General features: G+C 44.3%; 15 protein-coding genes, 2 tRNA genes and 3 rRNA genes. 8 read left to right on the forward strand and 12 right to left on the reverse strand.

Annotated features, from left to right (window positions below):
- Nucleotides 1-185: 185 nt before the first annotated feature.
- Entirely contained in the window at nucleotides 186-1,313 is a 1,128-nt protein-coding gene (locus ACXAER_RS13490; protein ID WP_474829994.1) for an acyl-CoA desaturase, read from the reverse strand.
- Nucleotides 1,314-1,653: 340 nt separating this feature from the next.
- Between ACXAER_RS13490 and fabR the strand changes: the two genes are divergently transcribed.
- A complete protein-coding gene (gene fabR, locus ACXAER_RS13495; protein WP_423078933.1) occupies nucleotides 1,654-2,247 on the forward strand; it encodes an HTH-type transcriptional repressor FabR in 594 nt (197 codons plus the stop codon).
- A gap of 78 nt (nucleotides 2,248-2,325) precedes the next feature.
- On the opposite strand, the gene trmA is transcribed toward fabR, so the two are convergent.
- Nucleotides 2,326-3,423: a tRNA (uridine(54)-C5)-methyltransferase TrmA gene (trmA, locus tag ACXAER_RS13500; RefSeq protein ID WP_474829997.1), complete on the reverse strand. Its 1,098-nt coding sequence runs from the start codon at nucleotides 3,421-3,423 to the stop codon at nucleotides 2,326-2,328.
- 190 nt (nucleotides 3,424-3,613) lie between these two features.
- Here trmA and ACXAER_RS13505 point away from each other — a divergent pair, with 190 nt between their 5' ends.
- On the forward strand, nucleotides 3,614-4,930 hold the full coding sequence (locus tag ACXAER_RS13505) for a DUF5610 domain-containing protein (protein ID WP_474829999.1): 1,317 nt from the start codon (nucleotides 3,614-3,616) through the stop codon (nucleotides 4,928-4,930).
- A gap of 75 nt (nucleotides 4,931-5,005) precedes the next feature.
- On the opposite strand, the gene ACXAER_RS13510 is transcribed toward ACXAER_RS13505, so the two are convergent.
- Entirely contained in the window at nucleotides 5,006-5,470 is a 465-nt protein-coding gene (locus ACXAER_RS13510; RefSeq protein WP_269918397.1) for an RNA recognition motif domain-containing protein, read from the reverse strand.
- Between the two features lie 490 nt (nucleotides 5,471-5,960).
- On the opposite strand from ACXAER_RS13510, the gene ACXAER_RS13515 reads away from it, so the two are divergent.
- The 5 genes from ACXAER_RS13515 to rrf all read left to right on the forward strand — a co-directional run bounded on the left by ACXAER_RS13515 (nucleotide 5,961) and on the right by rrf (nucleotide 11,317).
- A 16S ribosomal RNA gene (locus ACXAER_RS13515) occupies nucleotides 5,961-7,493 on the forward strand.
- A 77-nt stretch (nucleotides 7,494-7,570) separates the two neighbouring features.
- Nucleotides 7,571-7,646 (forward strand) — tRNA-Ala (locus tag ACXAER_RS13520).
- A 39-nt stretch (nucleotides 7,647-7,685) separates the two neighbouring features.
- A tRNA-Ile gene (locus tag ACXAER_RS13525) sits at nucleotides 7,686-7,762 on the forward strand.
- A 348-nt stretch (nucleotides 7,763-8,110) separates the two neighbouring features.
- A 23S ribosomal RNA gene (locus ACXAER_RS13530) occupies nucleotides 8,111-10,986 on the forward strand.
- A 215-nt stretch (nucleotides 10,987-11,201) separates the two neighbouring features.
- Nucleotides 11,202-11,317 (forward strand): 5S ribosomal RNA (gene rrf, locus ACXAER_RS13535).
- Together the 16S, 23S and 5S rRNA genes with 2 tRNA genes alongside form the textbook arrangement of a ribosomal RNA operon.
- A gap of 402 nt (nucleotides 11,318-11,719) precedes the next feature.
- Here rrf and ACXAER_RS13540 read toward each other — a convergent pair.
- The 3 genes from ACXAER_RS13540 to ACXAER_RS13550 form a co-directional block, all read right to left on the reverse strand.
- Nucleotides 11,720-13,456 (reverse strand): AMP-binding protein, encoded by a 1,737-nt coding sequence (locus ACXAER_RS13540; protein ID WP_474830001.1) that lies wholly within the window; start codon nucleotides 13,454-13,456, stop codon nucleotides 11,720-11,722.
- Nucleotides 13,457-13,814: 358 nt separating this feature from the next.
- Nucleotides 13,815-14,393, reverse strand: a complete 579-nt coding sequence (locus tag ACXAER_RS13545; protein ID WP_474830003.1) for an EF-hand domain-containing protein — start codon at nucleotides 14,391-14,393, stop codon at nucleotides 13,815-13,817.
- Between the two features lie 256 nt (nucleotides 14,394-14,649).
- Nucleotides 14,650-17,019 carry a DNA polymerase II gene (locus ACXAER_RS13550; RefSeq protein WP_474830005.1) on the reverse strand — a complete coding sequence of 790 codons (2,370 nt, stop codon included), beginning with the start codon at nucleotides 17,017-17,019 and terminating at the stop codon, nucleotides 14,650-14,652.
- A 436-nt stretch (nucleotides 17,020-17,455) separates the two neighbouring features.
- Between ACXAER_RS13550 and ACXAER_RS13555 the strand changes: the two genes are divergently transcribed.
- Nucleotides 17,456-18,487, forward strand: a complete 1,032-nt coding sequence (locus tag ACXAER_RS13555; RefSeq protein ID WP_474830007.1) for an MBL fold metallo-hydrolase — start codon at nucleotides 17,456-17,458, stop codon at nucleotides 18,485-18,487.
- Nucleotides 18,488-18,554: 67 nt separating this feature from the next.
- On the opposite strand, the gene ACXAER_RS13560 is transcribed toward ACXAER_RS13555, so the two are convergent.
- From ACXAER_RS13560 to ACXAER_RS13585, 6 genes are all read right to left on the reverse strand, one after another.
- Nucleotides 18,555-19,865, reverse strand: a complete 1,311-nt coding sequence (locus ACXAER_RS13560) for a sensor histidine kinase (RefSeq protein WP_474830009.1) — start codon at nucleotides 19,863-19,865, stop codon at nucleotides 18,555-18,557.
- On the reverse strand, nucleotides 19,865-20,449 hold the full coding sequence (locus ACXAER_RS13565; RefSeq protein WP_014999547.1) for a chemotaxis protein CheX: 585 nt from the start codon (nucleotides 20,447-20,449) through the stop codon (nucleotides 19,865-19,867). The genes ACXAER_RS13560 and ACXAER_RS13565 overlap by 1 nt, the downstream gene beginning before the upstream one ends.
- Nucleotides 20,446-20,811 carry a response regulator gene (locus tag ACXAER_RS13570; RefSeq protein WP_474804881.1) on the reverse strand — a complete coding sequence of 122 codons (366 nt, stop codon included), beginning with the start codon at nucleotides 20,809-20,811 and terminating at the stop codon, nucleotides 20,446-20,448. The genes ACXAER_RS13565 and ACXAER_RS13570 overlap by 4 nt, the downstream gene beginning before the upstream one ends.
- Before the next feature lie 253 nt (nucleotides 20,812-21,064).
- A complete protein-coding gene (locus tag ACXAER_RS13575; protein ID WP_474830012.1) occupies nucleotides 21,065-22,243 on the reverse strand; it encodes a pyridoxal phosphate-dependent aminotransferase in 1,179 nt (392 codons plus the stop codon).
- Nucleotides 22,244-22,262: 19 nt separating this feature from the next.
- Nucleotides 22,263-23,084 carry a sulfite exporter TauE/SafE family protein gene (locus tag ACXAER_RS13580; protein ID WP_334056292.1) on the reverse strand — a complete coding sequence of 274 codons (822 nt, stop codon included), beginning with the start codon at nucleotides 23,082-23,084 and terminating at the stop codon, nucleotides 22,263-22,265.
- Between the two features lie 116 nt (nucleotides 23,085-23,200).
- On the reverse strand, nucleotides 23,201-25,795 hold the full coding sequence (locus ACXAER_RS13585; RefSeq protein ID WP_474830015.1) for a TonB-dependent receptor plug domain-containing protein: 2,595 nt from the start codon (nucleotides 25,793-25,795) through the stop codon (nucleotides 23,201-23,203).
- Nucleotides 25,796-25,889: the final 94 nt, after the last annotated feature.

Consider the following 25,889-nt stretch of genomic DNA (forward strand, 5'->3'; position numbering starts at 1 on the left):
GCCATAATTCAGTTTATGATGTAGTTTGAACATCGAACTTAGTCTATAGCTAAGCTGTTTATGCCAACCTTACAAACTCTAGTATAACTACCTTACTTGAAGTGTCATTCAAACTATAGATCAAAAAAAACCACATAAGCATAGACTTATGTGGTTTTCTACGAATACAAGAGTAAAGAAAGTATTTACGCCATTTGAAGCGACAAACTCTGCAATTGGGTCCATTTTTCTTTCTGAACAGCAAAGGCGTGCTTCATCTCTTTATATTTGTAAGCTAGCTCTAACCCTTCAATGCTGCGCTTTAACGTACGCTTCTTAACGCGCATAACGCGCTTTTTCGTTGCGTAGTACTCACTCATCCGCTGCATTAGCAGGTCGTACTCTTCTTGAATAGTGTGCATCATTTCTTCCGCATTCGGTAGTAACGATACTTTTTCACTTGCCCTTTGAAGCTGCATGGCCGCCAGAGCTTTTTCGATGCGCTCTTCAGGTACTTTGCGAAGGTTCGACGTTAAACCTACATAAGACAGCCCTTTGATAAGCCATTTAGTAGGATCAAACTGATACCAACGAATGCCATTGCGGTAGTCGTACTCAAATATGTGATGATAGTTGTGATAACCCTCACCAAAAGTGAAAAATGCTAAAACGCCATTATCACGTGCCGTATTCTTATCAGTGTAAGGCTGACTACCCCAGAAGTGAGCAAGTGAGTTAATGAAGAAGGTAACATGGTGAACTAGCACCAAGCGCAATACACCAGCTACTAATATCATGCCCAATACGTCGCCGTTCAGATACCCCAACAGACCAGTGATACCAAAGTTAGCAGCGAGTACGATAGGCAAGTAGTATTTGTGCTGCCACATTACAACGCTATCTTTTTGTAGATCTTTACAATTGCTGTAATCATCGTAACGCTTAGCTTGATACTCGCGTAACATCCAGCCGATGTGCGCAAACCAAAGCCCTTTCTTTGCAGAGTAGGGGTCTTTGTCGTTGTCATCTACATGGCGATGGTGAACGCGATGATCTGACGACCAGTGCAAAATACTATTTTGCAGGGCCATGGCACCACCAATCGCTAATACAACACGAACTACAATGTTGGCATCGTAGGTTTTATGTGACCACAAGCGATGATATCCAGCAGTTATCGACATGCCGGTGAAATAGAATAGGAATATAGCGGTACCGATTTCTGCCCAATCGATACCCTGATATGCCACCCATAGCGGCACACCTATAAATGCAATTGCGCCCGATATTATAAATACCAGCACATTCGTTAGGATAAGAGGAGGTTTTTTCATTTTATACAACTTGGCTTACAACTGTTCGCTAATTTATCTTTTTACGAGGCTTCAGGCAAGCAAAACCAAGATAAGTTCTGCTTACATGTGTGAAGTTTAATTATAGCCTAGGGTGGCAAAAACGTAGCTAAAACGTAAGAATTAACGTTTAACCCTTGTTTATAAAAGAGATGATTTTGTTTTCCTTTCCCCATCAGGGCGTGTTGCGATAAACTAGGAATGTTAGTCTTTGATGTACGAGGTTCGATTGCGTTAATGGTTATTCAGATGACGTTGACAGTAGACTCTAAAGTTAAAAAATCATCAGACCATTAAATGTTAATGAACACAGGGGGCGAACGTGAGCCGACAAGAACAGAAATTAAAAACCCGTCAAAATATCATCCATGCCGCGTTTTCACTGCTAGATGAAAACCGCAGTTTATCGGCAATCAGCTTGCGTGAAGTCGCCCGAGAGGCTGGGATTGCTCCCACGTCGTTTTATCGACACTTTAAAGATATGGACGAGTTGGGTTTAACGCTGGTGGATGAAGCGGGTTTAGCGCTTCGTCAGCTTATGCGTCAAGCTAGAAGGCGCATTGCTTCAGGTGGCGGCGTCATTCATACCTCTGTGGAAACCTTCATGGAGTTCATCGCGGCCAACACAAACGTATTCCGTTTATTATTACGCGAGCATACCGGTACATCATCTGCTTACCGATTAGCAGTATTTAGAGAAATTCAACATTTCATCGATGAACTTACTGATTACATCATCGAACAGCAAGGCGTGGAGTACGCCTGTGCCCAGTTACAAGCCGATGCCATGGTAAGACTGGTGTTCAGTGCCGGAGCTGAAGCATTAGAAGCAGACGATAAACTTCGCCGCGAAATTGGTGAAAGGGTGAAAGCGCAGCTTCGCTTTGTTCAAGTAGGCGCTACGCAGAAAGCCTAGCAAGGAGGAAAATATATAGCATCAAATGTTCTTCCAAATTATATTTCAGTGTGAGCTTTTTTCTTACTTACACGCAAACTAGCTTTTGCGTGTAAGTAGAACACCTGCCTCAATGTGATGAGTGAAAGGAAATTGATCGAATAGCGCCGATTGAGCAACGTCGTGAGTTTCACTTAAAAGCTCAAGGTTTTGCGCCAAAGTTTCAGGGTTACACGAGATATACACAATATTATCGTAATCCTGAATCATTCTTAGCGAGTCTTCATCTAATCCAGCTCTTGGAGGGTCAACCAATACAGTGGTGAAATTATAAGTGCTTAAATCAATGCCTTCTAAGCGACTAAACGTACGCTCGCCCTTCATAGCCTGTGTGAATTCTTCGGCGGCTAACCTTACAATTTTTACATTGCTCAGCTCGTTTTGCTCAATATTAAACTGAGCTGCTTGCACTGAAGGTTTAGCTATTTCGGTACCTACGACATTATCAAAGTGAAGTGCTAGCGGAAGTGAAAAGTTACCGGCACCGCAATACATTTCTAGTAAGTCTCCAGAGAGTGGTTTAACACAATCTAAAGCCCATTCAATCATGCTACAGTTCACTTCGGCATTTGGCTGAGTGAAGCTATTTTCTATATGCTTGAATGCGAATTCTCTTCCGTTTACTGGTAAACGCTCAATTACAAAATCGTTGTCGATAATAATCTTTTGCTTTCTAGCGCGACCAATGATGTTTACTTTAGGAAAGTGAGTCTCAAGTGTCGCTTTTAATTCTCTTGCTGCCACTTGCCATTCTTCATCTAATTGACGATGGTATAGAAGGCTTATAACAAGTTCACCAGACAACGCAGAAAGGTAATCGATTTGAAATAACTTTTTTCTTAGAGCCTCGTTTGGTCTAACTTCTTCAAGCAAAAGTGTCATCGCATCGTTTATTGCTTTACATGCAGGGGGAAAGCTATCTACACGATATTTTTCTTTCGTTTCCTGATTAAACATGATGTGAAATAAGTCATCGCCCTCGTGCCACACTCTAAACTCTGCGCGCATGCGGTAGTGTGTTGGCTGAGATGGGAATACAGAAAGCTCAGGGGCATTGAATGGAGAAAGCAACGCGGTGAGACGATTTACTTTTTCGTCTAACTGATCTTGGTAGCGTTGTTGTTCAGTGGTGGTCATAAAATTCTCCATTCATTGTTGAGGTCGCGAATTGTAGTCCCTTAAAAAATAACTGCAACAAGCGCTCCCGACTTCTTCATTATTAATACGCGTGATTGCCTAAGTAGCCTTTAGAAAAAAATGCTGTATTAATATTAAACAATATTGATTCTTTGCCGATAATAAGAATGAGGATAGTGAGGATCAAATTATGAACGTGGGTCAAATTAAAGCTTTTATGGGAGACCAAAAGGTTGATCAGAAAGCAGATCAAAAGGCAACGGTTCACCCAAATGAAGCGCTTAAAAAGCAGTTGCAGCAAGACGGATTGCAGCAAGCCGCTGAGTTTTCGAAGCAACAAGCGGCTTCAGTATCTGTTTCAAGTAGCCAAACGAGTATCGGCTTGCGCGTGGTAAGTAGCAATATTAATCAAGCGTTGGAAATAGATGGGCAAAAACCACAAGAAACGAAAGAGAAAAATCTTGAAGAAAAGTCGAATGATTTATTCGATTTTGAAAAAGTAGCCCGAAACGTACTTAAGTTCGTGGGTAGCGTTATTCGCGGCGCAGCCGATGGAGGTGCCAGCGACGAAAAGCTGACCGGGCTATTTAGCCAAGCAAGAGAAGGAGTAAGCCGTGGCTTCGCAATGGCTGAAAAAGATCTCGCTGGGTTTATGAATGAAGAGATTGAGCAAGGTATAACGAAAAGCCGGGATCTTATTGATACGGGTATTAATGATCTAGAAACCGATATCTTTGGACGCCAGCAGCCTAATGCTGTTCAGTTGTCTTCGTTAGAAGCTGTTGCAGCATCGGACGAAAAAAGCGGTAGTTTGATGATTCGCACTAAAGATGGTGATGAAGTGAGCTTTAGTTTTGAAAGCCTGCGTTCTTTCCAGGCTTCTCAGCAACTTAATTTTCAAGCTCAGGCATCTCAAGAGCAATCTGACGGTAGTGGTGAGCAAAGTGAAAGCAATTTCTCAGCGTCTTACACTGAGCAAACTTCTTATCAATATTTTGAGCGAAGCGGCATTAGTTTTTCATTGAAAGGAGAACTCGATGAAGATGAGTTGGAATCGATAGCTGATTTAGTTGGGCAGGTGCAGGATCTAGCTGATACCTTCTATAGTGGTGATATCGACAAGGCATTTGAAGAAGCACTGAGTTTAGGCTTTGATGATAAAGAGTTGGTTGGTTACGCACTACAGTTAAATAGGACTACGCAAACCGAAGTGCTAAAGACATACGAAAATATTCAGCACTATAACGAAGATAAAAGCGACAACGCGAAGTTTGGTAATGTGGTTAGTCCAATCGCTCAATATCTAGAGAAGATGATGGATACCTTTGCTAACGCAGAAAGTAAGTTAGAAAGTAGTGAAGACTATAATGCGTTAATAGCTGGTATTATTAACGAGATGGAAGATGTACAGGTTCCTGACCTTATATCCGCTATAAATAGATTTCGTTCTTTTAACCAAACTTTATTAGATGGCCTTCCTCAATCTGCTGAAACCAGCGAGAGCTAAAGCTTATGACAATAAAAAGCCCGGAAGCGAGAGCTTACCGGGCTTTTTTACATTACTAAAAACTACGAATAAGAGTTACGCGTGTTCGACTTTGTCTTTTGCAGGTCGAACTTTCAAAGTCCGTTCCTGGAAGATTGAGTCGTTAGTTTTATCAATAACACTACTAAGGTCGTCTGTGACAACCTCGATAAAACCGTAACCTTTTCTTTTTCCAGTTTTGCGATCCTTCATTAAACGAACCGACTGCACTTCAATAAAGCTACTGAAGTACTCCTTTACTGCGTTCTCGTTTGCTCTATAGGGTAAATTACCCACATATAAAGTTTCGACTGATCCGTTATTGGTGTGTGCTCTGGCATCTGAGGAAGATGGACTTTGAATAAGAGACGCTAGCCAAGGAGTAACGATACCGCTTATCAGCAGAGCTGCAGATACGGTAAGTGGAACATGGACGTTTAAACTAGCAGAAGAAAATAACAAATACCCTGCAATTGCAAAAATAGCGCTAATTACAGCGCATTGAATAAAGCCTACTTTCATATACCTACCTTTCTATTGTTTATTATGGTGTTGGAGGCTGTATATAGTTTACTCATTTGTAACAATTTGAACAATAAAATGTGAAAAAACTAGTCGAAAGATGCATTGAGCCAATGGAAATGATGCAGAAATGAGCGGTTAACACCAAAAGCGCCTTAAAATGCAAAAAAATCCAATTTAAGTGTTGATCTTTCTCAAGAGGTATCTATAATGCGCTCCACGTTCTGAGGGGGCTTCGAGAAAAACAAAGTCAACTTAGCAACAAATGCGAAACCAAGTTTTCAAGCAAATAAAAAGTTTAAAAACATGGTTGACATCGAAAATAAACGATGTAAAATGCGCAACTCACTCGAACAGGGTGGGTCACAAAGAAGCAGCGGCTTCTAGTGAATTGCGACAAAGTCGCAACGTTCTTTAACAATTTAGACAAGACAATCTGTGTGGGCACTCGTTAAGAGTGTCACAACGACGATTCATATTTCGATATATTTAATTGAAGAGTTTGATCATGGCTCAGATTGAACGCTGGCGGCAGGCCTAACACATGCAAGTCGAACGGTAACATTTCTAGCTTGCTAGAAGATGACGAGTGGCGGACGGGTGAGTAATGCTTGGGAACTTGCCTTTGCGAGGGGGATAACAGTTGGAAACGACTGCTAATACCGCATAATGTCTACGGACCAAACGGGGCTTCGGCTCCGGCGCAAAGAGAGGCCCAAGTGAGATTAGCTAGTTGGTAAGGTAAAGGCTTACCAAGGCGACGATCTCTAGCTGTTCTGAGAGGAAGATCAGCCACACTGGGACTGAGACACGGCCCAGACTCCTACGGGAGGCAGCAGTGGGGAATATTGCACAATGGGGGAAACCCTGATGCAGCCATGCCGCGTGTGTGAAGAAGGCCTTCGGGTTGTAAAGCACTTTCAGTTGTGAGGAAAAGTTAGTAGTTAATACCTGCTAGCCGTGACGTTAACAACAGAAGAAGCACCGGCTAACTCCGTGCCAGCAGCCGCGGTAATACGGAGGGTGCGAGCGTTAATCGGAATTACTGGGCGTAAAGCGCACGCAGGCGGTTTGTTAAGCTAGATGTGAAAGCCCCGGGCTCAACCTGGGATGGTCATTTAGAACTGGCAGACTAGAGTCTTGGAGAGGGGAGTGGAATTCCAGGTGTAGCGGTGAAATGCGTAGATATCTGGAGGAACATCAGTGGCGAAGGCGACTCCCTGGCCAAAGACTGACGCTCATGTGCGAAAGTGTGGGTAGCGAACAGGATTAGATACCCTGGTAGTCCACACCGTAAACGCTGTCTACTAGCTGTTTGTGACTTTAAGTCGTGAGTAGCGAAGCTAACGCGCTAAGTAGACCGCCTGGGGAGTACGGCCGCAAGGTTAAAACTCAAATGAATTGACGGGGGCCCGCACAAGCGGTGGAGCATGTGGTTTAATTCGATGCAACGCGAAGAACCTTACCTACACTTGACATGCAGAGAACTTTCTAGAGATAGATTGGTGCCTTCGGGAACTCTGACACAGGTGCTGCATGGCTGTCGTCAGCTCGTGTCGTGAGATGTTGGGTTAAGTCCCGCAACGAGCGCAACCCTTGTCCTTAGTTGCCAGCATTAAGTTGGGCACTCTAAGGAGACTGCCGGTGACAAACCGGAGGAAGGTGGGGACGACGTCAAGTCATCATGGCCCTTACGTGTAGGGCTACACACGTGCTACAATGGCATTTACAGAGGGAAGCGAGACAGTGATGTGGAGCGGACCCCTTAAAGAATGTCGTAGTCCGGATTGGAGTCTGCAACTCGACTCCATGAAGTCGGAATCGCTAGTAATCGCAGGTCAGAATACTGCGGTGAATACGTTCCCGGGCCTTGTACACACCGCCCGTCACACCATGGGAGTGGGATGCAAAAGAAGTAGTTAGTCTAACCTTCGGGAGGACGATTACCACTTTGTGTTTCATGACTGGGGTGAAGTCGTAACAAGGTAACCCTAGGGGAACCTGGGGTTGGATCACCTCCTTACCATTACGTCGAAAGACGCCTTGATGCAGTGCCTACACAGATAGTCTTGTTTAAAATGAAGAACGACACAAGTTTATGGGGCTATAGCTCAGCTGGGAGAGCGCCTGATTTGCATTCAGGAGGTCAGCAGTTCGATCCTGCTTAGCTCCACCATCTACTTGACACTGAGCTTGCATAAGCGAAGTTTACTGAAGGCTTGTAGCTCAGCTGGTTAGAGCGCACCCCTGATAAGGGTGAGGTCGGCAGTTCAAGTCTGCCCAAGCCTACCATTTCCTTACTTTAATAAAGGAAGGTGAAAAGATAGAAACGTGTCACGTTGGACCCGAAATCCTAATGAATATTTACTGTTTCAGTAAGCATTGATTAGGGTTTTTTACTCTAAAGATGAAAGTACTGCTTTTGCAGGAAATATCGAATGTTCTTTAACAATTTGGAAAGCTGATATTAATAGTAATCAATCAAAATTGAGTAACTGAGAAATCGAAAGATGAACTTTTTACTCTACTTGACTGAATTGCTTGTTATCAATTTATTGATAGCAAGGCAATTCTTCCGATTAGCTTGTCATGCATACGACATAACTTAGACAGAAGTCAAAAGGCTGTTTGGGGTTGTATGGTTAAGTGACGAAGCGTATACGGTGGATGCCTTGGCAGTTAGAGGCGATGAAGGACGTGTAAGTCTGCGAAAAGCTGTGGTGAGCCGACAAAATGCATTTGAGCCACAGATGTCCGAATGGGGAAACCCACCTATTTATAGGTATCGTTAACTGAATACATAGGTTAACGAGGCGAACGAGGGGAACTGAAACATCTAAGTACCCTTAGGAAAAGAAATCAATTGAGATTCCCCTAGTAGCGGCGAGCGAACGGGGAACAGCCCTTAAGCTGTATTGAATGTAGTGGAATCCTTTGGGAAGAGGAGCGATACAAGGTGATAGCCCTGTACACGACGCAATCTTTACAGTGAAATCGAGTAGGTCGGGACACGTGTTATCTTGACTGAATATGGGGGGACCATCCTCCAAGGCTAAATACTCCTAACTGACCGATAGTGAACCAGTACCGTGAGGGAAAGGCGAAAAGAACCCCTGTGAGGGGAGTGAAATAGAACCTGAAACCGTATACGTACAAGCAGTGGGAGCCCTTCGGGGTGACTGCGTACCTTTTGTATAATGGGTCAGCGACTTATATTTAGTAGCAAGGTTAAGCGAATAGCGGAGCCGTAGCGAAAGCGAGTGTTAACTGCGCGTTTAGTTGCTAGGTATAGACCCGAAACCCGGTGATCTAGCCATGAGCAGGTTGAAGGTTGAGTAACATCAACTGGAGGACCGAACCCACTAACGTTGAAAAGTTAGGGGATGACTTGTGGCTGGGGGTGAAAGGCCAATCAAACCGGGAGATAGCTGGTTCTCCCCGAAATCTATTTAGGTAGAGCCTCGGACGAATTCCATTGGGGGTAGAGCACTGTTAAGGCTAGGGGGTCATCCCGACTTACCAACCCTTTGCAAACTCCGAATACCAATGAGAACTATCCGGGAGACACACGGCGGGTGCTAACGTCCGTCGTGGAGAGGGAAACAACCCAGACCGCCAGCTAAGGTCCCAAAATATTGCTAAGTGGGAAACGATGTGGGAAGGCATAGACAGCTAGGAGGTTGGCTTAGAAGCAGCCACCCTTTAAAGAAAGCGTAATAGCTCACTAGTCGAGTCGGCCTGCGCGGAAGATGTAACGGGGCTAAGCAATATACCGAAGCTGCGGCAGCATGTTTACATGCTGGGTAGGGGAGCGTTGTGTAAGTGGATGAAGGTGAGTTGTAAAGCTTGCTGGACATATCACAAGTGCGAATGCTGACATGAGTAACGATAATGGGAGTGAAAAACTCCCACGCCGGAAGACCAAGGTTTCCTGTCCCATGCTAATCAGGGCAGGGTAAGTCGGCCCCTAAGGCGAGGCAGAAATGCGTAGTCGATGGGAAACGGGTTAATATTCCCGTACTTATATAATCAGTGATGGAGGGACGGAGAAGGCTAGGCAAGCTTGGCGTTGGTTGTCCAAGTGAAAGTGCGTAGGCTGAAGACTTAGGTAAATCCGGGTTTTCAAGGCCGAGACACGAGACGAGCTCCCAAGGGAGTGAAGTTGTTGATGCCCTGCTTCCAGGAAAAGCTTCTAAACTTATGATTATATGAACCGTACCCCAAACCGACACAGGTGGTCAGGTAGAGAATACTAAGGCGCTTGAGAGAACTCGGGTGAAGGAACTCGGCAAAATTGTACCGTAACTTCGGGAGAAGGTACGCCTCTGTTTGTGAACACTTCGCGTGGTAAGCAAATGGAGGCCGCAGTGACCAGGTGGCTGGGACTGTTTATTAAAAACACAGCACTCTGCAAACTCGTAAGAGGACGTATAGGGTGTGACACCTGCCCGGTGCCGGAAGGTTAATTGATGGGGTTAGTTTTCGGACGAAGCTCTTGATCGAAGCCCCGGTAAACGGCGGCCGTAACTATAACGGTCCTAAGGTAGCGAAATTCCTTGTCGGGTAAGTTCCGACCTGCACGAATGGTGTAACCATGGCCACGCTGTCTCCACCCGAGACTCAGTGAAATTGAAATCGCAGTGAAGATGCTGTGTACCCGCACCTAGACGGAAAGACCCCGTGAACCTTTACTACAGCTTGGCACTGAACATTGAACCTACATGTGTAGGATAGGTGGGAGGCTTTGAAGCACAGTCGCTAGATTGTGTGGAGCCGTCCTTGAAATACCACCCTTGTATGTTTGATGTTCTAACATTGGTCCCTTATCGGGATTGTGGACAGTGTCTGGTGGGTAGTTTGACTGGGGCGGTCTCCTCCCAAATAGTAACGGAGGAGCACGAAGGTTAGCTAATCACGGTCGGACATCGTGAGGTTAGTGCAATGGCATAAGCTAGCTTAACTGCGAGACAGACACGTCGAGCAGGTACGAAAGTAGGTCATAGTGATCCGGTGGTTCTGTATGGAAGGGCCATCGCTCAACGGATAAAAGGTACTCCGGGGATAACAGGCTGATACCGCCCAAGAGTTCATATCGACGGCGGTGTTTGGCACCTCGATGTCGGCTCATCACATCCTGGGGCTGAAGTCGGTCCCAAGGGTATGGCTGTTCGCCATTTAAAGTGGTACGCGAGCTGGGTTTAGAACGTCGTGAGACAGTTCGGTCCCTATCTGGTGTGGGCGTTGGATGATTGATGGGAGCTGCTCCTAGTACGAGAGGACCGGAGTGGACGAACCGCTGGTGTTCGGGTTGTGATGCCAATCGCATTGCCCGGTAGCTATGTTCGGAACGGATAACCGCTGAAAGCATCTAAGCGGGAAGCCGGCCCAAAGATGAGTCATCCCTGAACTTTAAGTTCTGGAAGGGTTGTTATAGACGATGACGTTGATAGGCAGGGTGTGGAAGCGTTGTAAGGCGTTAAGCTAACCTGTACTAATTGCCCGAGAGGCTTAACCATACAACGCCCAAGAAGCTTTAGGCTTTTGAGTGTTGTAGACAAGCTAAAGTAAGTAGAGTGAAAAGTAGTTACTCACTGATTGAATTAATATCAAACTTTCCGATTTGTTAGTTATTAAGCAACGATGATTAAACATACTCCTGAGAGTACTGTTAGTCCTCCTTGCGCAGAAGTCATGACAAAAAAAACGTCATGATTCTGCACTAAAAGTTTTTCCTGGCAGCCATAGCGATACGGTACCACCTGACTCCATTCCGAACTCAGAAGTGAAACGTATTAGCGCCGATGGTAGTGTGGGGTTTCCCCATGTGAGAGTAGGACACTGCCAGGTCCCATTAAGAAAAACCCGCCTAATGGCGGGTTTTTTGCGTTTGGAAGAAAGAAAAAATGGGGTCAGAGTACATTAATCCCCACTCCCCCCAGCAAAACCTCAAATTGGGGTCAGAGTACTTTATTACTTTAAACATCAGGACATAATTATTCCCTTATCCCCCAATGCCGTTAAATCAGAGAAATGTACTCTGACCCCATTATTAAAATGTGTTTTTCTGCGACTGCTCTTTTTACCTACTTCTAGTTACTGTGAAAGTTTTATTTATCGAATAGTTTAAGGCGCACAAACTCCGATACAGACCTTCAGTCTTTTCACTCAGGAGTAAAGGGGTCAGAGTACTTTTTGGCTCTCACTCTCGTTAAAAAAAGAAATGTACTCTGACCCCACTATTTGCTGGGATTATGCTTCGGTTTGTTGGGCTTGCTTCTTCAGTGTTTCTATCATGTATTCGCGCATTTTAAACTTCTGTAGCTTGCCTGTTACTGTCATTGGGTACTCTTTTACTACACTGATGTATTTAGGCACTTTAAAATAAGCAAGTTTTGACGTTAAGTAGTCTCGTATTTGAGCTTTATCTACATGCCTATTGTCTTTTGCTTTTATCCAAAGGCACACTTGCTCACCATACTTGTTATCGGGTATGCCGAACACAGCTGCGTCGGATACGTCGTCATGTTGGTACAGCACCTCTTCGATTTCTCGTGGATAAATATTCTCGCCCCCACGTATGATCATGTCCTTTATTCTGCCTACAATAGTGACATAGCCTTGTTCGTCCATTTCGCCAAGATCGCCAGAATGAAGCCAACCTTCGTCGTCTATGGTAGCTCTAGTTTTAGCTTCATCTCCCCAGTAACCTTTCATTACGCAATAGCCTCTTGCACAAATCTCACCCGGCTCTCCGATTGGAACAGTACTGCCTTGTGCGTCGATAATTTTTACTTCGGTATGAGGCATAGCTCGGCCGACTGTTTTAACCTGTTTCTCAAATGGGGAATCATTATCGGTAATATGATTGATAGGACTACATTCTGTTTGACCGTAACCTATAACGACTTCGGTCATATGAAATTCACTATGGACTTTACGCATGAGTTCCTCAGGACATGTACTTCCCGCCATAACGCCAGTTCTCAAGCTCGATAAATCGAAGCTTCTAAAGTTAGGAAGCTCTAGCTCGGCGATGAACATGGTAGGCACGCCGTGTAAACCTGTACATTTTTCTTCTTCTACTGTGCGAAGCGTTTGTTCGGGGTCGAAAGACTCCCCAGGAAATACTGCGCATGCGCCGGACGCTAAACAGACTAAGTTCCCCAACACCATACCAAAACAATGATAGAGCGGTACGGGAATACAAAGTTTATCTTGGTGCGTAAATCTCATTGCTTCTGATACTAATAAACCATTATTTAATATATTACGATGAGTGAGTGTTGCGCCTTTCGGGTTGCCAGTCGTACCTGAGGTGAATTGAATGTTGATGTTATCATCAGCATTTAGCGTTCTTTCGATGTCTATTAACCGCGATTTTAAAGCCTTAGTAGGCTCTACTTGGAGTTTTGAAAATGCCTGTAAGCCGTCTACAGACGTTTCACCGATAGTATATACGTGTTTAAGAGAAGGGATCTTCGAGAGCGATAGCGCCGCGTCAGTTCGACTCTGATCGTCGGAATCTAGTTCCGGGGCTAATTCTTTTAAAATGGCGATGTAGTTCGACTGTTTAAAAGACTGTGCCATCACCAAGTGCTTCACCCCGACATTGTTAATAGCAAAGGCTAATTCAGCTGGGCGGTAAGCGGGGTTAAGACATACCATGATCGCGCCAATGCGGGCCGTGGCCATTTGTACAAGTGACCACTCGATGTTATTGGGGGACCATATCCCAACTCGATCACCTGGCTCTACGCCATTGGCTAGTAAACCACAGGCCACACGTTCTACTTCACGCCAGTATTGCTGATAGGTCCAGTGAATACTTTGATGTTTTACGATGATCGCTGGGTTATCGCCATAATTGTCGACAACCTTTTTGAAGTATTGACCTATTGTGAGTGATGTCAGATCAGCATCACTAGGACCGCTAAACTGACTTTTTTGAAGTGGAAATACAGTGTTTGACTGTGTGTTTGATTCCATTATTCCTTGCCTCCATGCGCGTACGCATCTGATTTAAATGTAATTTTAGATAATCACCATCATGATTTTGAAATCGAAGTACACAATTGCGATCTTTGCGCTAGTTACAGAATGCACAATTGAGTAAACAAAATATTTAACCTTTATTAACAATATGGTTGCAAATGCGTTTTGTCGACAAGATGTTGGTCGTATACGGTGCTGTTTAACGAAAAATATTAGTATTTCGTCGCAGATCATTTATTAGGAGGGCGAACTTATGAGTGTCGTGGGGTTGGATTGTCTGAGGTAAAATAAAAAAGCCCCGCACTTTAAGCGGGGCTACATAGTTGGGAATACTATGAATTGTTTAGTTTAACTATTCTGATTCAATCTCTTCAAAATAGGTCCGGTATTCCATACGAGTTATGTACGAATCACCATCTTCATCCATTGAGTCAAAGTCGCCTTCAACGTCGGCCATTTCTAGCTCCTTCTCACTGATTTTACCATCGCTATCCATATCGATTTTAGTGAACTTAGTATTGGCTGTAGCAGACATCTCAGTGCGCAACTCTTTATTCTTTTCTGAAATCATTTCGTTATCAGCTTTAGAAAAAAGTGCCGGATTACCTTCTTCAGTGAGTACAGCATCTGTTGTACCTTCAGCTTTAACCTGCGTGATAACCTCGTCACTGAACATAGATGGTTTTTCATCAACAAATGAATTAAATTCTGCGCGGCTAACCATACTGTCGCCGTCCGTATCCATTTTAGATACTAATTTGCTGTCGATTGTACCTGACGATTCTGAACCGACTATGTAGCCATTACCGTCTTGATCGAGCGCGTTAAAGCTCTTAGAAATCTTTTCTTCATGATGGCCTGCGAATGCTGACGCAGATAGTGTAGCTGCAACAACAGCACTAGTAATCGTACTTAACTTTGTGATCTTCATAATCAAATTCCTTCTGTTTCTCTTTGCGAACACGGGCTATCAATTGCCCTAATCACTAAATTGAACGCATGTTGATTGAAGTTAATTCCTCAAACAAACCTATTTAGCTACTCACAAATATCTTATTCACTTGTCGTGCCAACGAGCTAAGTTATTGAAAATGAAGATAATAGCTAAAGATAAAAACAGATTCAAAGTGTAATGCTTTTGTTAACTTGTCACGAAGCCTGAAAGATCTTCATACAGATAAACATAATTAAAATAGGGAAAGCTGAGCGTTAGCTATGCGCTCAAAACTAAGGGATATCATTGGCAATATACTATCTGCAATAGGCTTTATCTGTTTCTCTATATAGTGGTCATAGTCAAGCGGCGCAGAGATTGTTTCTACTGTTTGCGGCCCTTGAACGGTAATGACATAGGCTATGGATGTATTAGATTGGTAGCGAAGTGGTAGGCCCTGTTCTTCAAATAACTTGTCGGCCCTTCTTGCCGCTTTTACGTGTGGGGGAAGAGATTTAACATACGAAGAAAGTGGTTTTCTGAGTCGCTTTTTATACACCAACTCGTCATCCATTTTTCCCGCCTTTACTGCGTTTAGCGTTTTATTGATGTACTGTTTTACAGGTTCATTGTTAAAGACTCTTTTGTATAGCTCGTATTGAAACACTTTAGCAAGCACTGTCCAATCCGAACGCACGTTCTCTAGGCCTTTAAAGATAAGCTCACCGTCTTTCATCCCTGCGTAGCGCTTTTTACTCCCTTCAGAAGAGCCACGAATTGTTGGCATAAAGAAGGTAGAAAAGTGAGATTCGAACTCAATCTCTAAATGGCAATCAATGTCGAACTGACGCTTAAGTAACTCAGTCCACTTCTGGTTAACAATTTTGGCAAGCTCACGACCTGTTTCAGAAGGTGTACCCAGTGCAGTAATTCCTTCAACATGCACAAAGGTTGAATCGGTATCACCGTAAATAACCGTATAGCCCAGTTCTTCAATCCAACTCGCGGTGGTTTGCATAATCTCATGCCCCCGCAATGTAATTGAACTTGCAAGACGAGGATCGTAGAAAGGGCAGCCTCCGCTACCAAGTACTCCGTAAAAGGAGTTCATTAATATCTTAATCGCTTGCGAACGTGGTGCGTCTTTTTGTTTTTTGGCTTCGTCGCGCTGCAGCCATAGGTTTTCGATAATTGAAGGTAGAAAATGTGAGTTACGGCTAAATACTGCGCCTTTAAACCCCTCTATCGCCGTATTAGGAGACTTAAGTCCTTCTGCAAGCCCTAACGGGTCTATTTTGAACGTTCGAATTATAGAAGGGTATAGGCTTTTAAAGTCGAGTACTAAAACATCTTTGTACAGGCCAGGTTGGGAGCGCATGACATAACCGCCAGGACTAGCTAAACCGCCATTTTCAGGTCTTACTCCGGCGACATAAGACTTGCGATGTAGCTTAGGTAAATAAACGTTTAAAAACGCCGCTACCGAGCCTCCCGGGCGGCTCATATCTAAGCCGGTAAGAATACTGCGCAGCGCCAGAAAGTCGATAAATTGAGTTTTATCCTGAATGCGGTTGACCAGTTCCGTGTCTTTAAAGTTATAGTTAGCGAGTGCAACAGGGTCGCTATGATAAAGATGTTTTATCGCTTCAAGTTTGTCGGCAGCTTGAATAAGCTTATTTTCACCAAGCAGTTCTTCGGAAACATGGTCAAGAGAGAAGGACTCAAACTGATAGGTCATGGTTTTAAGTGCTTCAATACCATCAATCACGCATCGGCCAGGTACATCAACAAGTGTTTGGTCTTCCCACTGTCTTATTGAAGCCTCTCGGCCATGACGGCCAATAGCATACTTGAGCGAATTTGCCTTAGCACGGCGGCCCAGCACAGCCATATCAAACTGCTTAACGTTCCAACCCAAAATAATGTCTGGGTCGTGGGAGGTAAGGTGTGAAAAAAAAGCTTCTAGCAGTTCTTTTTCAGACTCGACCGTAACAAGTGTGTATGGACTGTCTTCTTGCTCCTGTAATGTCTGACCAATAAAACTCGGTGGACAAACAAGCAGCACTACACTTTTTCCTTCGCCTGCCAGTGCAATGCTGAACAGCTCTTCGTGTTCATTACACTCAATATCTATACTTAATGACGTAAAAGTAGTTCTGAAATGGCAGGGCCTGATCTGCGCATTTTCTATAACAAGTTGTGACGTATCATCGACAACTTGTGGGGTAACGAATTCCACTGCGCCATATACAAAGCGCTCCATTAGATAGCGATCGGCCACGCGAATATCGGCTTCATATAATACAATACTTTGCTCTTGCGCGCGTTGACGAAGCTGGTGCATATGCGATTCGGTGGCGGTCTTGACCGTAGCCACAGGAACTTGTTCCAGCGTGTGAAAACCATCTTCTGAAATTATAATCTTAACTGGCATACGAGCAGCAATGTCGCGCAATGCAGCACATTGTTCAAGTGACACAAAGCAAGTGGGCTTTTGAGGTGACGATATTAATCTAGCGGTGTTATTGGCGGTTTTAACCCACAGTTCAACATATACTTTACCTCGCTGAGTAAACGTACTTTTGTTGAGTATAAACCCTTGCTGTATTACTGAGGCTGGCATGAATTTGTTTTTATTAACCGCTTCTTTAAAGGTGCCAATTTATTAGGAAAGCCCTAAGTGCGTGGACGCGCCTTGAATTCTTATAACCATTATTTTACGCATTCAGTACAAAGCGCAAAAGGTACAAAAGACGTGGGCTATCAACATCAACAACCACAGTATACCGTTTGTTATCATCGACTCCTATAGATCTCTATTCGACAGATATGTTTGTTTTTATTAGCAGAGCGAGTTAGAACGAGACTTGTACTAATTATCTTGCATGAAAACGAAGGTATCAGACCAATAAGATTATGCTGCGTTTACACACTAGCATTATCGACTTACGGTTTTATCAAAAAAGGCGGTCGTACCTACGCTACTTTAGCAGCCATTGGAAACAGTGGAACGACTCAGTGAATTTTAAAAGATGCAGGCTAGAAAAGGTGAGGGCGATATGGAGTATCTATTTGACAAGCAGGTAGAGCCGGGCGAGCTAATAGAAGTGACCGATGACGTACTTTGGTTGACTATGCCCCTTCCGTTTGAACTTGACCACATAAATTTGTATTTGATCCGCGGTGAAGGCGGCTGGGTTGTGATTGATACTGGCATTGGAACATCTACTACAAAATCGCTCTGGAAGCGTATATTTGAACAATTAGATGCACCAATTGTAGGTGTCATTGTTACGCATTTACATCCTGATCACGTGGGCTTAGCAGGTTGGATAGCTGATACATATAACGTACCTTTTTATATGACCCAAACCGAGTATTTCACTGCGCGAGCCTTCGCAGCAGGCAGAAACGGGGCCACTAACGCAAGAGATGTACAGTATTACCAACGGGCAGGGCTTGATGAAACAATGATTACAAAGCTGACCTCTGGTGATGGTAACGGTTACAGCAGTGTTGTGTCGCCACTTCCCATAAGCTATACCCGTTTAACGCATGGCATGACATTATCGCTTGGCGATAATGAATGGGTGATTATGATTGGGCGCGGCCATTCTCCTGAACACGCTTGCCTTTACAATGAAAAGAAAAATATTCTTATCTCTGGCGATCACATTCTACCTATTATCACACCCAATATCGGCGCCTATTCAACAGAGCCTGACGCCAACACATTAGCTGACTACCTGAACACCTTGCCCCAGTTTAAAAGCTTGCCGAAAAATACAACCGTGTTACCCGCACACAAACTTCCCTTTATTGGTCTTCACGAGCGTGTAGACTCGCTCATTGCACATCACCACGAGCACCTTAAAGCTTTGTTAAACGCTTGTGAGAAACCTCAAACGGTAGTCGAGCTGTTACCCGTTATGTTTAAGCGCAAGCTTTCAAGCCGTAACATGGTGTTCGCTGTGGCGGAGTGCTTGTCTCACCTTAATTACTTAATAAATGAAGGGGATATTTCCCGTACACTAAATGAGGATGGTGTGTATATATTTAAGGTGTGCGAAGCGAGTAAACTTGCAGGCTAAAGAGGATTAATAACTTAATGACTCAAGGTGTTGATAGGTATTTTTATCATTGCATAACAATGAGTATCTAAACTGTCTGAGAGTCTTCCGTTTCACTTTCCTCGCTTGACGGCGGTGGCGCTGCTGGGGCTTTAGGTATCGTAATCTCTACAACAGTTCCTTTTGCTTCTTTACTGCTAATGGATATTTTACCCTGGTGTTGTTCTATGGCGGTGTAAGCCACAGAAAGGCCCAACCCTTGACCTTGACCTTCAGGTTTGGTGGTAAAAAAAGGTTCGAACACGCGTTTTAAGTGTTTTGTTGGAATGCCACAGCCTGAGTCCAGTATTTTAATTGTTACTGAATCAGCGGCATCAATGACGGTGAGTTTTATGAAGCCTTTATCATCTATCGCTTGCGCAGCGTTTATCACTATGTTCATTAGGGCTTGTTTCAAGGGCCCTGGATTTCCCATAACCTCCACCTTTTCTTGCTCACATTCAATTTTATATTGGGGGGCGCTGTATTGAGCGGAAATGAGCGTGATGAGCTGATTACATATGGCGCATATATCTACTGTTTGCATCCCTTCGGCAGTTTCTAATGAGAAGTTTTTAAGGTTCTCAACAATGTCTTTTACCCGTGTAAGCCCTTCAGTAGACTCTGCAATTAGCTCGGTGATATCGTCTTTCAGTAGGTCATAGTGATTCGATTCATACAAGGCATCGATTTGTTCTCTTAGCTCGTCGGTGAAGTGTTCAAGTTGGCCTTTAATACCGTCACATATTGCAAGAAGGTGAGAAGCGTATTGGCCTAGTGTATTGAGGTTAGCATTTACAAAGCCAATTGGATTGTTAATTTCATGAGCTATACCTGCTGCAAGTTGCCCCGTAGAGGCCATCTTTTCGGCTTGGATTAGCTGGCTTTGGGCAGTATCGAGTTTGCGAATGAGCTTTCGCTGCGCCTCGTGTTCTTTTTTTAGAGCTTCGGAAAGTTTTTGTTGGGCTCTGAAATAACTTGCTTGGGCGGTTACATCTTGCAGAAATATGCAGGCCAAACGTTGCCCGGTTTTTTTATCTTTAATGGGCAAAATTTCCATATTTTGGTACATCTGCGTTTCTTCGCCCGTTATAGGCCGAGAGCTTTTAAATGGAAATATATGAGGCCTTTGCTCCCAATAGCTAAAGCTTGGATGCTGCAATACAAATACTGATTTTAGTCTTCGCTTGAGGAACTTACCTTGCCCTTGAAACAATTCAACCACGGGCGTGTCTTTATAACACTCGCGCATTTTGTGGGGGAGTCTGTCTAAAAAAAAGTCGTTCAGATAAACGACGTTAAAGCTTTCATCGACCACACCAATTCCGACAGGTAACTTACCTACCAGTTGTTCAAACATTATGCGAGTAACTCATCCAATGTGTCTTTCATGCGAGCAAGAGACTCATCGTCTAAACAAAATACAACACGCATGCTAAAAGAGGAAATTGCAATAACAAACTGAACTTCCATTACCAAGCTATGCTGCCACTGGAGCTCATCGAAGTTTGCTTTGTCGGGTAAAAACAATGTTGGCATATTTAAGTTGGTAGTGAGTTCTAATTGATCGGAAAGACCCGCTAAACATGCGCCAGCTAAGATATTGCAAAGCTCCAAAATGATTTCTTGAATATCTTCCTTACTTAACGGTTCGTCGTAATCCATCAAAGTAGCAACTTCACTCAAACCTGCTTGTGACAGCACGGACATGACTTCACCGTGCACATCGCCTAAGAAAGACTGACGGGTATAAAAGGCATCTTCGGTTTCAAATAAGAGGCTGTAGAGCTGAGTGGGCGTAACGGCTGAAATTTTAGGTATAGAAATGTCGATTTTCGTTTCAATAAGTTGAGCGAGCGAGTTCGCGGCTTGCCCCATCGAAATATTTAGCAGTTCTTGAAGGGCATCTCTTTGCTCTTCATCCAGTGGTAGTACGATACTCATAGATACCCCAGCTCAAACAGTGCCATGGCCAATTCTTCTTTATCTAAAGGTTTGCGAAGAAAACGCTTTGCGCCTAAAGACATCACAATTTTTTGTTTTTCAGGCTGAAAATCAGCGCTTATCACAATTACGTTTGGCATATTGGATCTTGCATGTAAAAACTCCAGCACGCCGACGCCATCCACTTCTGGCATGGTAAGGTCTAAGAGAACGAGTGCAAAATCGCTCTCAGAAAGTGCATTAATCGCCTCTTGCCCGTTTGTTGCCTCGGTTATGTCGTACTCCAAGTCTTGGGGGAGGGAGCGTATAACACTGCGCCTCGACAACTTGGAGTCATCAGCAACTAGTACAGAAAGTGACATTTACAGCCTCCTTGAGCGGCATGTGAAGTGATGCCTTTTTAGTAAAGTATGTGCAACTTTTGCGTTACTGCAACAATACCTTTAAAAATTATTGTTGTAGTCATGCTCTGCCTGCTTATTAATAGTTTAGAGTATATGACAAAGGTGACTTTTGTGCGTATTAGACTTTTAGTTGAATTGATAATGTGCGGGAAACGAATAAGGTAAGAAACGAAAGGGGGCATGTACTGATACAAATACATGCCCTATGTATTTAGCCTTTTTGCATTGCTTGCATTTTTTCTAACGCGGCTGGCATGGCATCAACATAACGTTTGACGTCAGCTATTTTACCCATACTCACTCGAGACCAATTGTTATAGGTGCGATAAATGCCACGAATAAGTACGTCTTTTTCAGCCATAGCTTGTCGAAAATATTCGGCATTACCATCGCCAAGATTAACAAAAATAAAGTTAGTACTAGACGGAAGAGCTGTCAAACCGTTAGCCTTAACGGCGTCCATAACCATAGATTTACCTTCATAAATTTTTTCTTTAGAAAACGTTAAAAAGGCATCGTCATTGTAGCTGGCGATAGCAGCGGCAAGGCCTGCTTGGTTCAATGTGTAGCCGCCCATACCGTAGCGGTTAATCCACTCAGTGTTTTCCTCAGAAGCTATCAGATAACCTACGCGCATACCTGCTAAGCCATAAATCTTTGAAAAGGTTCTCGCTACAATGATATTGTGTCCTGCTTTAACGAGGGGAATCATTGAGTGTTTTGGTGGCTCATCGATGAGTTCGTTATAGGCCTCATCAACTAAAACAAGTGTCTTTTTAGAGGCTTTAATACAAAATTCGCGAAGCTTATCTGGGTCAAGCACTTTACCTGTAGGGTTGTTAGGGTTACAGATATGCACCATACCGATCGAGTCATTGATAGCGGCGTATAGAGCGTCAAGGTCGATATCGAGATCTGCTGTATTAGCAATTCTTACTATTTCAGGCGCACCTTGTTTCTCAGGAGCTTTTGACGTGGTGTCCCAAAAAAGATCTGGCCCAAGAATTTGACCATTTTTACTGGCAGCCACGGCAGCGTAGGAAAGAATTGGGCTAGACCCTGCGCTTAGTGAAATGTTCTTACGGGTAATGCCATGACGCTCGGCTATCATATCTAACAGGGTCATAGCTGCGGGATAAGCGTAATAAGCACCGCCTTGAGCGGAGGCTTGAGCAATGGCGTCCAACGCTTTGGGGCTAGGGCCAAATGGGTTTTCGTTAGCGTTTAGTTTTGCTACACCAGGTTTCGGGCCATAAATGACTGATGCAGCTTCAGTCATTGCAGCACTTGTAGATTGAGCGCTAACCAAGTTGCTAAAACCTGTTGCTCCTATGGCTGATGCTGCTACCGAGCCACCTAAAAATAAACGTCTTGAACGGTTATAACTCATAGATATTCTCCTTTTTATTTTAAATGGCTTTATAGAACATTGCGCTTGAAACAATGACGAGATAAATGCCAAACAATCGCTTTAGCTTTTTTTCACTAAAGTTATGCGCCATCTTCGCTCCGATAGGTGCAGTAAAAATTGCGCCTATGCTGATAGCGATGAGCGCTGGAATATTGATGTAGCCAATAGTGCCAACAGGAAGAGAGGCTGTTTCTGGGTGCTTCATAAAAAGAAAGCCGATGGCGCCAGGAAGGCCTATCAGGAAGCCTACGCCGGCAGCGGTAGCAACAGCTTGCTGAATAGTACGTTGGCACATCACCATTGTTATGACGGTTGGCGTGCCGCCTCCTATACCAAGTAGTGCAGAGAAGCCGCCCAATACAAATGCTAGTACCGCTTTGCCTATGCCTTTAGGCATATCGAAAACAAGGCCGGGACGTACAACAAATTCAGGGAAAAGAAAATATACAGAGTACAGCAGTACACCTGCAGCGAATACTACGGTTAAGCCATTCGCACTAGAGTTATTAGCTATTAATAGCCCTCCGCCAACACCAAGGATAAGCCAAATACTCCAAGACTTAAGGATGTCAAAATCTACGGCACCTTTGGCTCGATGCGCCATAACAGAACGCGCGCTAGATACGACAATTGATGCCAATGACGTGCCTATTGCAACTTTGACTAGTGATTCAGAAGGGGGAGTAAAGAAAGGGAAAACAGCGAGTAGGGCAGGAACAACAACAAAGCCTCCACCATTGCCGAATAGACCTGCGGTAATACCAGCAATGGCACCGGTTATACACAAGGTAACTACAAACCACAGTAGTTCTATTTCCATCAGTTTTCTACCCCACACAATACAGCTTTAAACATTGAATGACCTTTTAAGTTTTACTTATATACAGTTATTTAAAAACGCAAACACCGGCTTGCGCCGGTGTTTGTTAACCCGGGTTAGAAACGAGCAGCTAACCGTGTGTAATAGTACCCACCCTGCCAGTCGACTATCGATCCAGAGTCATACAGCTCGCCACAACAAGCGTCACCGTTAGTACTCAGATCTGGGTAGTTATCAAATAGATTTCTGACACCCACTGAAAGCGTAAGGTTTTCGCTAATTAGGTAAGAGCCTTCGATATCAAACATAAATTCGTCACCGAAGGTTTGAATATTTGTTGGGTCCACACCATCATCGCTCCCCGCGTTTTCGTATTCGCCGTAATAGCTTAGACGAGCTACCGCAGACCATACGTCGTAACTGTGAGTGACTGAGAATACACCGCGCATTTCAGGTCGACTATTTTCAAAATCGAACTGATCTTCTGCATCCAGATATTCGCTGGGGTCAGAGTCAAACTCAGTTTTATTATAGTTAACCGAGCCGGTTAAAACGGTTGAGCCATACTTGGATTCCATTTTGTAGGTAGCTACGACATCCAAGCCTTCTGTTACTGTATCGAATGCGTTTTGGAAGAAGAAAACACCACCGATTGACTCAGCGCCTGACACGTTTGCTCCAGCAAGGGCTAAGTAATTTTGGTAAGCATCATAACCATCAGCATCTGGGTCGGTGACCACCGTTGTTGAGACATCACGTGTGGAAACAGAGTAAAGGCGGTCCTCTAATTTGATATTGTAATAGTCTACGGTAAGGGTTAAGTCACCATAATTAGCCGTCATACCTAACGTGAAGTTGGTCGACTTTTCAGGTGAAAGCTCTTCTGCACCAAGTGCCTGCGCAACTTCGCCGCCAGCAGGGAATAAGCCCGTAGCTACAGGGAAACCATCAGGTAAGCGAGTCGATACGTTAGTTGTACCCTGCTGACCTGGGGTTGGCGCTCTGAAGCCTGTACCAAATGAAGATCTAAAGCCTACATCGTCGTTTAATTGATAAAATGCCGCTACTTTGTAAACTACCTCAGAGCCAAAATCTGAATAGTCTTCATAGCGCAATGCTGCTTGGGCAAATAGCTCGTCAGTAATGTCTCCTGAAATATCTGTGTACACTGCATAAGAGTCGCGTTCGTATGAACCTGAATAGTCAGGTGAGTAACCTGGGAATCCGTTAGAGCCAACGCCAACGACTGTATAAACAGCATCATCTGGGTCAGCACAATTTAATGTCGAGCCGTTTGCGATAACAGCTAGCCCTTCGGCGGTAGCGGTAGCTCCGTCACAGAAACCATACGGGTCAGAGGTAGCGTAAGGGCCTGCAAAATAAGAGCTTTCCTCTCCTTCAGATATTTCATAAGACTCATCTAGGTAGCTAGCGCCAAAAGCGAGTACGTACTCACTCAGGTCGTAGGTAAAGTCAGCTTGGATTTGAGTTTCTTCGTTAGTTAGGTCGCCTGGCTCAAATGACGTAGGCGACTCATTGCCCAGAGAAGGGTTAATGGTATTTGCTAGCGTGTAAGAAATTTCGTTGTTACCATAACGTCCACTGATATCGTAGGTAAGGTCGCCAGACATGCCTTTTATGCCACCCACCATTGAATAATCAGTAACATCACCAAAGAAACGCGGTGTAAACCCGCCAGGGAAAAACTCTGTAGGGTTCCAAATAGAACCGTCTTCAAGGCGGATATCTTCAATAGTCCCGTTGCCTGGATAGCGATAGTAAAAAGACCCGTCGCCTTCACTTTCAGAATAGTTACCAAAAGCGTAAAGCTCAGCTTCAGCGCTTAGTGCGTACCCCGCGTTGAAAAAGACGCGTTTACCGCTGGTATTAGGTTGCCCCCAAGGTTGTACTACGTCAGAACCATGCACACTGTTGGCCATAGCGGTAGCATCAGCGATATACTCGGCTGATTGCTCGTCTACGCAAAACCATGGTTCACAATATTGTTCGCCTCTATAGGTCGCTTCACTATCTGAATATTCAGCTGAAATGCTGAAAAAGCCATCGTCACCAAGGGCGAAACCTTTGTTTCCTGTAACGGTAATCTGGTCGCCATCACCTTCATAGTAGCTACCGTAATCGATGGTGAAAGAGCCGCCCTCAGTATTGTTTTTAAGTTGGAAGTTAATTACCCCCGCGATGGCATCCGAGCCATACTGGGCTGCCGCACCGTCTCGCAATACCTCAACACTTTGTATTGCTGCTGTAGGAATGGTTGCGATATCTGGGCCTTGGGTACCAGAGCCACCGATTGAAACAAGAGCAGCTCTGTGACGGCGTTTAGAGTTCACCAAAACCAAGGTTTTGTCTGTGGGCATGCCTCGAAGCGTAGCTGGACGAATAAAGGTGCCGCCGTCTGAAATAGGCTGTCTGCCAACAGAGTAGGAAGGTACAAGGGTCATTAGAACGTTGTTCATGTCGGTAAACGCAACGGCTTCAACGTCTTCTGCGGTTAACACATCAACGGGAACGGGCGAACTTGTAATTGAGCGCGGCGCACCACGAGCGCCTACAACGGCTATACGCTCTAAATCTTTAGCTTCTGTAGTTTCCTCGCTGGCTTCTTGCGCCTGTACGAGCATTGAGGTAGTGAAAAGGGTTAATCCGGTAAGTGCGTAACGTACTGCAGTGTGGAGTTTCTTTTGATTCATTAGTGTTCCCAATCGTGCTTATTGCTACTTAATTTATGAATGCGGATTAATTGGATCTGCACTCTTTCTAGGCACGCACGAGCACCACATTGAT

The sequence above is a fragment of the Alteromonas sp. AWJ4_199 genome, from assembly GCF_056159165.1.